This window comes from Massilia hydrophila, assembly GCF_020208145.1.
Classification (GTDB): Bacteria; Pseudomonadota; Gammaproteobacteria; order Burkholderiales; family Burkholderiaceae_D; genus Telluria; species Telluria hydrophila.
In genome coordinates this window covers 1,024,429-1,036,812 of the sequence record NZ_JAHYBX010000001.1, presented here as the reverse complement: position 1 = coordinate 1,036,812, position 12,384 = coordinate 1,024,429, and the positions used below count along the sequence as shown (strand labels likewise).

Sequence of the window (12,384 nt, the reverse complement as noted above, 5' to 3'; positions counted from 1 at the left end):
TCAGTCGGCGCTCGGCACCAGCACGCCGTCGGGACGGTAGCGCGCGACCAGCAGTTCGCGCGGGCCGAGCGCCTCGTGGCGGGTGGGCGTGAACGGCGGCGCATAGGTCTTGATCAGGCCGCGGTGTTCACGCACGCGCTCCAGCGCGTCGCGCACCGCCTTGCGGTCGGTGCTGCCGGCCAGGTCGATCGCGCGCGCCAGGATGTGCATCAGGTCATAGGCGTGGGCCACGCCCACCGGCCCCTTGATGTCCTCGATGCGGCGCACCGGAGACACGGCGGCCAGGCTGGCCAGGATGCGCTCGCGCCGCGGGCGGTCGAGCTGGAAGAAGGAAAACGTCTGGATCACCGAGAAGTCGACCTGGTTCAGGGCCGGGCCGGCCTGGCGCACGAATTCGCCGCCGGTGACGCCCCAGTGGCTCAGGATCGGCATGCGCTCGGCCGCTGGCAGGGCCGCCACCTCGCGCACCAGTACCGCCGCCTCGTCGTCGTTGGCGACCAGCACCACCGCCTGCGCCCCGGCCGCGCGCAGGGTCCGGTAGCGGGCCACCAGGGTCTGGTCGCGCCAGTTGTACCAGGCGGTCTGCACGATGCGGACATCCTTGGTGGCGGCCACGAATTTTTCCGCCGCCGCCAGGTTGCTGCGGCCCCAGGAGGTATTCGTCAGCAGCAGCCCGACCCGGCGCAGGCCGCGCTTGCGCGCCGTCTCCAGCAGCTTGGGCATGGCCAGGCTGTCGCGCAGCGACAGGCGGTACACGTAGTTCGGCTGCATGCCGTTGTCGACGATGCCGTCGGCCGAGGACCAGGCCGCCATGAACAGGGTACGGGTCGCCTTCAGGGTCGGGAGCTCTTCGATGATCACCGGGCTGAACCTGCCGCCAAAGACGGCCACCAGGTCGGACATGCGCGCGAACTCTTCGATGTTGCGGATGCCGCGCGCCGGGATCGAGCGGTGGTCCTTGGTCACCAGTTCGAGCGGCCGCCCGCCGAGCACGCCGCCAGCGCGGTTGATCTCGCCGATGGCCGCGCGCAGGCCAAGTTCGACGGCCTGCGCCGAGGTGCTGTTGTCGAGGCCGAATTCGGCATCCAGGCCGATGCGCACCGGCGCCGCCGCCTGCGCGCCAGGCCAGGCGGCGGAGGCCAGCAGCATGCCTGCCGCGAGGACGCGGGCGAACGAAAGTCTGCGGGAAGAAAGACGTGGGCTCGGCATAATGAAGTTTCGATTATGGCCGACATTGTAAACTGGAAATCAGGTCCTGCGCGCCCCGGCGCCCTCAATCGTGCCCGGGAGCTGCGCCTGGCCAGCCTGGGAAGCTGGCCAGGGCGGAGCCGCATAGCAGCCCCGCCCTGCCGGCCGCTTAGCGGAACTTCGCGTTGATGCCTGCGAAGTACTGGCGTCCGATCACGTCGTAGGCACGTGGCTCGGTGTTGGTGCCGGTCGCCGCGTCGCGCGGGTTGATGTCGGGCTGGACGTCGCCCACGTTGTTCACGCCGACGTAGGCATGCACGGCATCCGTGATCCGGTAGTTGAAGCGCAGGTCGACATAGGAGGCCGACTTGAACCGGTTCAGTTCCGGCGACAGGTTGGTCGGCTCCAGGAAGGCCCGGGTGGCGCTGCGGTGGCGCACCTGGGCGAACAGGTCGAACTTGCTGGTCACGTTATACGTGCCGTTGAAGGCGAGCCGCCATTTCGGGAACAGCACGCGGCCCATGAACTTCTCGACCGCGCCGCTGGAGTTGGTGACGTCGTAGCGCTCCAGGTAGTTGGCATAGGCGGCGAAGTTGAAGTTGCGCTGCGCATAGTCGAGTTCCAGGTCGACCCCGCGGGTGGTGATGCTGGCGGCGTTGATCAGCGGCGAGCGCAGGTTCAGGATCGGACCGTCGTTGACGTCGCGTACCAGGTTGCCGCCGCAGGTCGGGTCGAACGCGCCCGGCGCCACGCTGTAGCAGCGCCTCACGTAGACGTCGGAAGAGTCGCGCGTGATGCCGTCCTTGATCTTGATATCGAAGTAGTCGGCCGAGAACGACAGTCCGCGCATCGGGGTGAACACGGCGCCGAGCGTGACCGAATCGGCCGTCTCTTCGCTCAGGGTCGGCGAGCCGGCCTGCAGCAGGCGCGTGTTGTTGGCTTCTGATGCCACCAGCGTGAAGGCGCCGACGCTGGCGATGCGGCGCGCGATCGCCGGGATGGAACGGCAGTTCGCGGCGATGTTGCCGGTCGTGGCCGCGGTCACGCCGTTGCAGATATCGGTGTTCGCCGCGGCCGTGCTGGTGCTGCCGTTGGAGAACAGGTCATTGATGTTCGGCGCGCGCACCGACTGCGACCAGCTGCCGCGCAGGCGCACGAGGTCGGTCAGCGGCGCGTTCACGCCGAGGCGATAGGTGGCGGCCGAGCCGATGGTCGAATACGAACCGAGGCGCGCAGCCAGGTCCACGCTCAGCCAGCGGGCAACCGGCACCTCGAGCTCGGCAAAGGCTTCCTTCACGTCGAAGTCGCCCTTGATCGCCGAAACCTGGAGGTCGCGCGACAGGCCCATCTGGCGGTAGGCGTCGGGCGTCTCTTCGGCCTGCTCCTTGCGGTATTCCACACCGGCCGCGAAGCCGAGCGGCTGCTGGCCGGAGAGCGACCAGGGCAGCGAACCGGACAGCACGCTGTTGACCACCGTCTGCCGGATCTCGCCGGTCTGGCCGGTGTCGATCATCAGGTACTTGATGGCGGCGGGCGAGAAGCCCGTGACCCCGGCCTGGCCGGCCAGGCTGTCGACCGTGCCGAAGGGGTTCACCGGCTGGCAGCCTTCGAGCCGCGCGACGGCGTCGGCGCACTGGTAGCCCCCGCGTCCGTTCGGCACGATCGTGACGGCATTGCGGAAGTTGGCGATGCTGAAGTCGCCCGTATTCTTCTGCTTTTCCAGCGTCACGCCATACACGATGCTGGACTTGAGCGACAGGCTGTCGCTCAGCTCGTTGGTCAGGCCGGCCGCGATCCGGAAGGTATTGCGCTCGTTCGACACGGTACGGTCGCCGAACTCGGACAGGCGCTTGAAGGTCTGGAGCCTGTCGAGCGAGGTATTCGCGCCCATGGCGGCCAGCAGCTGCCGGCCGGCGCTGCTGCCGACGAAATAGGGGCTGGTCGCCACGTTGATGCCGGTGGTGCCGCCCATCGGCACCCGGAAGATATCGCCGACCACCGACACCGGTGCCGGCTCGAGCGCCACCGAAGAGGTGGTCCTGGCGTAGTTGAGTTCGATGTCGGCGTGCGACGTGGGGCTGAGTTCGAAGTTCAGGCCCGACGCGATGTAGCTGCGCTGGTAGGGCGCCACCAGGTAGCGGCGCGCGTGCTGGTTGTCCCAGTCGCCGCCGCCCTGCGGGTTGAACTGGCCGTCGAGCACCGGCTGGCCGGTATTGAAGGGCGCGCCGTTACCGAAGATGGTCAGGCCGTTCGGCGCGATCAGCGCGGCGCCCGGCACGTGCGCCGGGCCGTTCCTGCGTGCGATCGCTTCCCGCACGCCATCCTTGTCGGCGTCGATGAAGGCCAGTTCGTAGGCCGAGAACGGCCGCTCGCTCGACAGCAGCGGATCCTGGCGCGACTGGCCCGCGGATATCCAGGCATTGCCCGACTCGAAGTTCTTGCCGTAGGTGAGATCGATGTTCTTGCGGCCGGCGCCGCCGTCTTCCGCGCCGCCGCCAAAGGCGCTGAATTCGAAGCCGCTGAAGTTCTTCTTGGTGATGATGTTGACGACACCGGCGATGGCGTCCGAACCATAGATCGCCGACTGGCCGCCGGTCAGCACGTCGACGCGCCGGATCAGCGCCGTCGGAATGCTGTTCAGGTCGACGCCGTAGCCGGTATTGGCGGACACGCCCGACACGTAGCGGCGGCCATTGACGAGGACCAGGGTACGCGCCGATCCGAGGTTGCGCAGCGAGGTCGTGGCGACACCCACGTTGGCGGCGTCGCCGCCGACCGAGGTATTGTTGGAGGACGCGGACAGGCCGGAAGTGACCGAGGGAATGCTGTTGAGCGTATCTCCGATGGAAATCGATGCCGTGCCCTTGATGAGGTGTTCACCCACCTCGGTGATGGGCGAGGACGAAACCGAGTTCTGGGCCTGCCTGATGTTGGAGCCGGTGACGGTGACCACCTGGACCTTCATGTCCTGCTCTTGTCCGGTGGCCGCCTTGGCCTCCGGGTTTTCCTGGGCGTGGCTGCTCGCAGGCAGCGCCAGCAGCAGTGCCGGACAGGCGAGCAGCGCTGCCGATGGCCAGCGCGGGCGCGCCCTGAACGACTTCGATCGATTCGCAAATGAAAATTTCACAACGTCTCCCTTTATTTGATATCAGATATCTGACCATGTGATAGTAGAACAAAGCTTCATCGGGTGCAATTTAAAAATTGTTGTACAAAACGCACATTGGAAGGAACGCCCTACTATGAAATACGAGGATCTGTGGCGCTGAGCTGCACGCGGCGCAACCCATAGGATGGGCACATGACAGTTAAGACATCATATATCATATATGCAGGTCGGCCGTTATACTTGCCATAAAGAAATAAATTTGGCAGCCTAGCGCCAGGATGGAAGAAAAACAAGCGGCGATCCGGTCCCCTCACGGCATCGCTCGCAATCCCCCATAGTTGTCATCACGCTTTGCAAGCACCCTACAAAATGAAGAAACTTGTCCTCCTGTCGCTTGCCCTTTCCGCCATGCTCGCCGCCAGTACGGCAGCGGCGGACAGGCGCTTCCCGGACTTCCCCGTCCCGGCCAAGATGACCGCGGCAGCCAAGGTCGGCCAGCGGGTCTACGCCGGTCTCGGCAGCGCCGGCCAGGCCTGGTACGCGCTGGACCTGTCCACGCCTGGTGCGCCCTGGCAGGCGCAGGCGCCCTTCCCCGACCAGCCGCGCGAGCATGCCAACGCGGTGGCGATCGGCAGCGCCATCTATGTCTTCAATGGCCAGGGCAGGCCCGACCCGCTCGACAGCAGGATGATCGTGTTCGACACCGTCTGGAAATTCGATACCGTCGCGAACGCGTGGAGCCAGGTGGCGACCCGCTCCCCCATGGGCGGCCTGGCGGCCGGCGCCGCCACCCTGGATGGGCGCGGCATCCTGTTCTTCGGCGGCGCCAACAAGGCGATCTTCGACGGCTACTTCATCGACCGGGCCCGGGCCGCGGCGGGCGGCAAGGAGCAGCTGGACGAGGTGGACCGGCGCTATTTCGAGCAGCGCCCGCAGGACTACCTGTTCACCGCCCAGGTCTTGCACTACGACCCGGACAGCAACCGGTGGCGCAACCTGGGCATCGACCCGGGCGCCCCGACCGTCGGCGCCGGGGTCGCCGTCGATGGCGACACGGTCACCCTGGTCGGCGGGGAACTCAAGCCGGGCCTGCGCTCGCCGCATGCGAAACAGGTGAGGCTGGAGGGAGAGCGGCTGCACTGGAGCGCACCGAGCCCGATGCCGGCCGCGCCCGGCGACACCCGGCAGGAAGGCATCGCCGGGGCCTGCGCCGGCTACAGCGGAGGCGTGCTGCTGGCTGCCGGCGGGGCCAACTTTCCCGGGGCCTGGAAGCGCTTCGACAGCGGCCAGCTGTATGCCCACCGGGGCTTGGGCAAGACCTGGCGCGCCGATATCTATGCTAGCGTCGATGGCCGCTGGAGCGTGGCCGGCAAGTTGCCTTCAGGACTGGGCTACGGGTCCTGTGTGCAGCTGGACGAAGGCGTGCTCCTGATCGGCGGTGAATTGCAGGGCGGCGCCGGCAGCCGCGACGTGTTCCTGATGACCTGGAACGGCAAGGCAGTCGAGCTGCTGCGCTGACGCCGCACCCGGCTCAGGATGCCGGCGCGCCGAAGCAGCGTTCCCGCAGCGCCTGCGCGATGCGGCGCCCGGCCTCGCCGCGATATGCGCCGGACGACAGGTGAATGTGGATCATCTCGGGCTCGCACGAACGCCCGTCCGTCACCAGGCTGTCGGGCCTGGCCGGATAGGCCGCGCTGCGCGGATCGACGTAGTGGCTCAGGTTGGTCTCCATGGGCGCGCCACTGTCGGTCCGACGCAGGTCGAGCAGGCACATCTGCCCTGGACGCTGGCGCTCCAGCATGCGATAGCCCTCGATCACGGTCCTGTGCGAGGCGATCGCTTCGTCCCACCAGTGCGTGGCCAGCACATTGATCCACGGGACGCGGCGCCAGTCGCCACCCGGGAAGTGCGCGCGCAGGTCGGCCAGTTCCGCACCCAGCCGGTCGACCATCCGGCTGAAATTGGCGCTGTGCTGCGCAGCATGCGGGTCGCCCGCGCGCGCATCGGATTCCCCCTGCATCCAGACCACACCGAGCAGGCGGTTATCCGGATGCAGCTGCAGCGCATGGCGCAGCCGGTCGCGCAGGTCGAGGTACAAGGGCGATGCGCGGCCCTGCGTGTCGGCCCAGGCCATCGCTCCTTGCGTATTGCTGTCCTCCAGGCCGGGGGAATTCTGCACGCAGCGGCCGATGCAGGCGCCGGGCTGCTCGCCCTCGACACATGCGTGCTCGGGACGGTAGGTTCCGGGGTCGCCGAAGCTCATGCCGGCGCCGCCATGCGCTTCCGGCAGCAGCAGGATGCCGGCGTCCGGCGGCAGCAGCGGCAGCAGATGGCGCGCCACGAACAGGCCCGGGCCGACCGTGCCCGAGCGGCGCGGATCGGTATTCCCCGTGAGGTTACAGAAGCGCATGTCCTTGACGTGGTCCAGCACGTGGCTGGCCTCGACGATCCGGTTCCAGCGGTCCTCGACGCGCCCGTCGGGTCGCATGCCGCGGTAGCGGCCGAGCTGCCGGATGCGGGGCGATGGCGCCAGGTCGCCCTCTTCCGGCATCGCCTCGCCGAAGCCCTGGGCATTCGACTGCCCGGCGATCACCAGCACGTACCAGCGCTTCACTTCATGGTCCTGCTTCATTCGATGTCCCCTCGTTGTGCTCCCGCCGTGTCCAGGGCGATCAGCCCGGCCAGGCCGGCGTCGCCCCCCAGTTGCGCCGCGCTCAGTACGGGCGCAGCGCGCAGCGCCAGGCAGTCCAGGGCGCAGCGGATGCGCTCCAGCATGCCATCGGCAAGGCCGACGCTGCCGCCGATCACCACTTCCTGCAGGTCGACGATCATGTGCAGCCCGCCGATCGCTTCCGCCACCGCCTGCGCCGCATGCGACAGGATGGCGTCGGCCAGGTAGTCGGTCGTGGCGCGCGCGAACAGCTCGGCGCTGGTCACGGGCTTGCCGAAGGCGGCCCGCGCCTGGCGCGCCAGCGCCGTCCCGGAAGCGATCATTTCCAGGCAGCCGCTGCGGCCGCACCCGCACACCGTGGCGCCATCCAGCGCTGCCAGCCTGACCCCGGCATGGCCGACGTGGCCGGCCAGGCCGTGCGGGCCGGCGCGCAGCCGGTCGTCGAGCACCAGGCCGCCGCCGACCCCGGTCGACAGGGTGATGAACAGCAGGTTGGCCGGCGGCGCCGGCGCCAACGGCGTGCGGCGGGCGGTGTACTCGCCCCAGGCCGCCGCCTGTCCATCGTTGATCAGGGTGAGCGGGCAATCGAAACGCGCCCGCAGCTGGTCGGCCAGGGCAAAGCCGTCCCAGAACCGGATGATGTCGCGGTTGACCGAACGCACGCGGCCGCCGTCGATGTAGCCGGTGGTGCACACGGCGACGCGTGCAGGCGCCGGCCAGCCCGCGCTCAAGGCGGCGATGACGCCCGCGAAACCCGCTTCGTCATAGGCCATGGGAAGCTGGCGGCGCTCGACGACCGTGCCGTTTTCCACGCGCGCGCTTGCCACCTTGGTGCCCCCGATATCGATTGCGAGCAGCATCTCAGCGCGGCCCCTGTGCTTGCACCCGCGTCTGGCGCATGGCGGCGACGAACCATTCGGTGATGTGCTCGATGCGCGTGATGGCCGAGCCGACCGTCACGCAATAGGCCCCGGCGCGCAGCGCGGCGGCGGCCTCGGCGGCCGTGCGGATGCGGCCTTCGGCCACCACCATGGCGCCGGCCGAGGCCAGCCGCGCGACCAGGTCCAGGTCCGGACGATCGTCCGGCAGTCCGGCGGTCTGTTCGGTATAGCCGGACAGGGTCGTGCCGATCAGCTCGCAGCCCAGCGCCATGCAGGCCAGGCCGTCTTCCAGGATCGCGCAGTCGGCCATCGCCAGGCGGCCGGCCGCGCGGGTGGCGGCCAGCAGGTCCGCCACCGCCACCGGACGCCGCCGGTCGGTGCCGTCGAAGGCGATCACGGCGGCGCCGGCGTCGGCCAGGGCCTGCACGTCTTTCAGGTAGGGCGTGATGCGCACCGGACTGTCGTCCAGGTCGCGCTTGACGATGCCGATCACCGGCACGTCGCGGATGGCCGCGGTCACGGCGCGTACATTGTCCGCGCCTTCGATGCGCAGGCCGCCAGCGCCGGCGGCGACCGCGGCGCCGGCCATGGCGACGATGATGTCCTGCCTGTCCATCGGACTGCCGGGCACCGGCTGGCAGGACACGACGAGGGCGTGTTTCAGTTGGGAGAGTTGCATGGAATGGTCTCAGGAAGGTTCGAACAGGATGCAGGCCACGTCGTGCCCGGGCGAGAGCGCGCGGCGTTCCGGCACCGCTTCCCGGCAGCGCCCGGTGGCCTGGGGACAGCGCGTGTGGAACACGCAGCCGCCCGGTGGATCCAGCGGGCTCGGGATCTCGCCGGCCAGCGTCTCCTCGTGCGCCAGGCCCTGGTCGGGATCGGCCGCGGGCGAGCTCTTCCACAGTGCGCGTGTATACGGATGCATGCCGCCCTGGGCCACGACGGCGCGCGGCGCCGTTTCCATCAGGCGGCCCAGGTACAGCACCAGCACCCGGTCGCACATCGCCTGCACCATCGGCAGGTCGTGCGAGATGAAGATGATCGACAGCCCGAATTCCTGGCGCAGGTCGAGCAGCAGGTTGATGATCTGCGCCTTGACCGAGGCGTCGAGCGCTGCCACGGCCTCGTCGGCGATCAGGACCTTCGGCTTCAGGGCCAGGGCGCGCGCGATCACCACGCGCTGCTTCTGGCCACCCGAGAGTTCGAAGGGGTAGCGCTGCAGTACCGTGGGCGGCAGGCCGACCACGTCCAGCAGGCGCAGGATTTCCGCCTGCCGCTCCTGCCGGCTGCCGCGGCGGTGCAGGATAAAGGGCTCGAGCAGGCTCTGCTCGATGCTCAGGCGCGGGTTCAGGCTGGCGTTCGGGTCCTGGAACACCATCTGGACCTCGCCGCGCAGGCGCTTGTCCTGCGCGCCCTTGTAGGCGGCGAGCGGCCTGCCTTCGTACAGGATCTCGCCCGCACTGGGCGCGAGCAGGCGCATCGCCATCCTGGCCAGGGTCGACTTGCCGCTGCCCGATTCGCCGACGATGCCCAGCACTTCGCCGCGCAGCAGTTCGAACGAGACGTCCTGCACGGCGCGCAGGGCCCGCGCCTTGCCGAACATGCCGGTCCTGGTCTGGAAGCTGATGCCGACCCCGGCGAAGCGCAGGATCGGGTCGCCGCTGGCGGCGGTGGCGGGAACCACGGGCCGGTATGCGGAAATGGTATTCATGTCGCCCTCGTCATTGGGGCCGGATGCGCCGCGCCGGCCTGGCCGGCGAAGTGGCAGCGCACCAGCTGCTGTTCGGGATGGACGGCCAGCACCGGCCGCTCGGCACGGCACACGTCGGCTGCCAGCGCGCAGCGGTTCACGAAGCGGCAGCCGACCGGTTCGCCATACACGGTCTCCACCTGGCCCGGAATGCCGACCAGGCGTCCGCCCTGGCCCGGGCGCGGCACCGAGGCCAGCAAGCCCTGGGTGTACGGATGCAGCGGCCGCCGGAACAGGGTGCGGGTATCGGCCAGTTCCACCAGCTGGCCACCATACATGACGGCCACGCGGTCGGCGATCTGCGCCACCACCCCCATGTCGTGGGTGATGAACAGCATGCCCATGCCGACCTCGCCCTGCAGCTTGCGCATCAGGCGCAGGATCTGGGCCTGGATGGTGACGTCGAGCGCGGTGGTCGGCTCGTCGGCGATCAGGACCTGCGGCTTGCAGGAGAGCGCGATCGCGATCATCACGCGCTGGCGCATGCCGCCCGACATCTGGTGCGGATACTGCCGGGCGCGCACTTCGGGGGCCGAGATGCCGACCAGCCGGAGCAGGTCGAGCGCCCTCGCCTGCGCCTGCGCCTTGCCGCAGATGCCGTGGACCAGCATGGCTTCGGCGATCTGGTCGCCCACCTGTTGCAGTGGATTCAGCGAGGTCATCGGCTCCTGGAAGATCATGCCGAGCTGGTTGCCGCGCACCTGCGCCATCTCGCGCTCGGGCAGCGCAAGCAGGTCGAGGCGCGCGCCCTCGCGCGTCGTCAGCCAGGCTTCGCCCTCGATCCTGGCCTGCGCGGCCAGCAGGCGCATCAGCGAGAACGAGGTGACCGACTTGCCGCAGCCGGACTCGCCGACGATGGCCAGGGTCTCGCCGCGGCGCAGGGTGAAGCCGAGGTCCTTGACCGCCTTGACGCTGCCGCCCGGGGTCTGGAACGAGGTGGTCAACCCCTTGACCTCGAGAATGACTTGCGCGCTGTGCATGGCGCTTACAGCATGCCGGTGGCAAGCAGGATGTCCTTCACCCGCTCCACGGCGGCCGGTGGCAGTACCCGGTTCGGACGGCTCATGTGCGGGTGCGCGATCAGGCCCATCAGGTGCATCGCGGTCTTGAAGCCGCCCACGCCGGACGCGTTCGGGCTGGTGTGCGGCACGCCCTGGAACACGATCTGGAACAGCCGGATCAGGCGTTCCTGTTCCCGCCGCGCGGCCACCCAGTCGCCGGCCCTGGCCGCCTCGTACAGGCGCACGTAGCCGGCCGGATCGACGTTGCCCAGGCCCGGCACGTTGCCGTGCGCGCCGCCCAGCAGCGCGTAGTCGACCACGGTCTCGGAGCCGGTCAGGATGGCGAAGTCCGGCGCATCGGCGAAGTCCAGGCCCAGCATGCGCATGTTCTCGATGTCGCCGCTGCTGTCCTTCACCGCGCAGATCAGCTTGCGCTCGTACATCGTGCGGATGGTCTCGCGCGACAGCTTCAGGTTGGTGCACACCGGGATGTCATAGGCCAGGATCGGCAGGTCGACCGCATCCTTGACCATGCTGAAGTGGTCGATGGTCTCGCCCTGGCTGGAGCGGGTATAGAACTGCGAGGTCACCACCAGGCCGTCGACGCCGAGCGAGCGGGCCTGCCTGGCGTTCTCGATCACCCGGTCGGTGGTCGGATCCATGGTGCCGCACACGGCGGGCACCCTGCCCCCGGCCTCGTCGAGCGCGATCTCGATCACGCGGGCGCGCTGGCCCGCATTCAGGAACACGCATTCCGAGGTCGAGCCGAGCAGGAACAGGCCATGCACGCCGCCGTCGACCAGATGGCGCACGACCTTGCGCAGGCTGGTTTCGTCGACGGAGAAATCCTCGTTCAGCGGGGTGACGACGGGCGGCACAATGCCATGCAGTTTCAGAGTGGACATCTTGGTTATTCCTTGATTGTTTTGGGGTCGAAAGATTGGCGCAAACCGTCGCCGATGAAATTGGCCGACAGCGCGGTCAGCACGATGAAGATGCCCGAGGGTAGCCAGATCCACGGGTACTGCTTGAGCACGGAAGCCTCGCGCGCGATACTGATCAGGCTGCCCCAGCTCGCATCCGGAAACTGCACGCCCAGGCCCAGGAAGCTGAGCCCGGCTTCGGCGATGATGGCCGAGACGAAGCCGAGCGACGAAAACACCACCAGCACGTCCACGGTATTCGGCAGGCAGTGCCGCAGCAGGATGTAGGCATGGCTGGCGCCCAGCGTCCTGGCCGCCGCCACGAATTCCATTTCACGCACGCTGAGGATGCGCGCCCGTACCAGGCGGCACACGAGCGGCCAGGACAGCAGGCCGATCACGATCACGGTCTTGTCGGTGCCGGAGCCGATCACCGCGGCCAGCGTCATCAGGACGATGATCGGGGGGAAGGTCATCACCATGTCGACCACGCGCATCACCAGGCTGTCCACCCAGCCGCCGAAGTAGCCCGCCAGCGCGCCCAGCACGGTGCCGATCACGAGCGCCAGGGCGACACTGGCGACACCGACCAGGAGCGACACGCGGCCGGCGGCGAAGGTACGCGCCAGGATGTCGCGTCCGATCTGGTCGGTGCCAAGCCAGTGCAGGCTGGACGGCGGCAGCAGGGTCGCATCGAGGTCGATCGCGTTCGCGTCGAAATGGAACAGCTGGCGCGAGAACAGGCACAGCAGGGCAATCGCGGCGAACACCACCAGGCCGCACATCGCCGTTTTGCTCGACTTAAACTTCTTCCAACGCGCCGCGCCGATACTGGAATGATTCATCAGGAAGGTCCGCAAG

At 68.4% G+C, this 12,384-nt stretch carries 10 protein-coding genes; 1 reads left to right on the top strand and 9 read right to left on the bottom strand.

The genetic code is table 11. The annotated features are described in order from the left end of the window. A complete protein-coding gene (locus LE190_RS04775; protein WP_225237609.1) occupies positions 1-1,149 on the bottom strand; it encodes an ABC transporter substrate-binding protein in 1,149 nt (382 codons plus the stop codon). A gap of 208 nt (positions 1,150-1,357) precedes the next feature. Then, positions 1,358-4,315 (bottom strand): TonB-dependent receptor domain-containing protein, encoded by a 2,958-nt coding sequence (locus LE190_RS04770; protein WP_225237608.1) that lies wholly within the window; start codon positions 4,313-4,315, stop codon positions 1,358-1,360. A 351-nt stretch (positions 4,316-4,666) separates the two neighbouring features. Between LE190_RS04770 and LE190_RS04765 the strand changes: the two genes are divergently transcribed. Then, positions 4,667-5,815: an N-acetylneuraminate epimerase gene (locus LE190_RS04765; protein WP_225237607.1), complete on the top strand. Its 1,149-nt coding sequence runs from the start codon at positions 4,667-4,669 to the stop codon at positions 5,813-5,815. Positions 5,816-5,828: 13 nt separating this feature from the next. On the opposite strand, the gene LE190_RS04760 is transcribed toward LE190_RS04765, so the two are convergent. Genes LE190_RS04760 through LE190_RS04730 form a run of 7 tightly spaced genes read right to left on the bottom strand, consistent with a single transcriptional unit; the run spans position 5,829 to position 12,368 of the window. After that, a complete protein-coding gene (locus tag LE190_RS04760) occupies positions 5,829-6,929 on the bottom strand; it encodes a sialate O-acetylesterase family protein (protein WP_225237606.1) in 1,101 nt (366 codons plus the stop codon). Then, positions 6,926-7,828 (bottom strand): ROK family protein, encoded by a 903-nt coding sequence (locus LE190_RS04755; protein WP_225237605.1) that lies wholly within the window; start codon positions 7,826-7,828, stop codon positions 6,926-6,928. The genes LE190_RS04760 and LE190_RS04755 overlap by 4 nt, the downstream gene beginning before the upstream one ends. Before the next feature lies 1 nt (position 7,829). Further along, positions 7,830-8,528: an N-acetylmannosamine-6-phosphate 2-epimerase gene (locus LE190_RS04750; RefSeq protein WP_225237604.1), complete on the bottom strand. Its 699-nt coding sequence runs from the start codon at positions 8,526-8,528 to the stop codon at positions 7,830-7,832. 9 nt (positions 8,529-8,537) lie between these two features. Then, entirely contained in the window at positions 8,538-9,560 is a 1,023-nt protein-coding gene (locus LE190_RS04745) for an ABC transporter ATP-binding protein (RefSeq protein ID WP_225237603.1), read from the bottom strand. After that, a complete protein-coding gene (locus tag LE190_RS04740; RefSeq protein WP_225237602.1) occupies positions 9,557-10,579 on the bottom strand; it encodes an ABC transporter ATP-binding protein in 1,023 nt (340 codons plus the stop codon). Before LE190_RS04740 ends, LE190_RS04745 begins: the two co-directional genes overlap by 4 nt. Positions 10,580-10,584: 5 nt before the next feature. Continuing rightward, positions 10,585-11,505: a dihydrodipicolinate synthase family protein gene (locus LE190_RS04735; protein WP_225237601.1), complete on the bottom strand. Its 921-nt coding sequence runs from the start codon at positions 11,503-11,505 to the stop codon at positions 10,585-10,587. A 5-nt stretch (positions 11,506-11,510) separates the two neighbouring features. Then, positions 11,511-12,368 carry an ABC transporter permease gene (locus LE190_RS04730; protein WP_225237600.1) on the bottom strand — a complete coding sequence of 286 codons (858 nt, stop codon included), beginning with the start codon at positions 12,366-12,368 and terminating at the stop codon, positions 11,511-11,513. Positions 12,369-12,384: the final 16 nt, after the last annotated feature.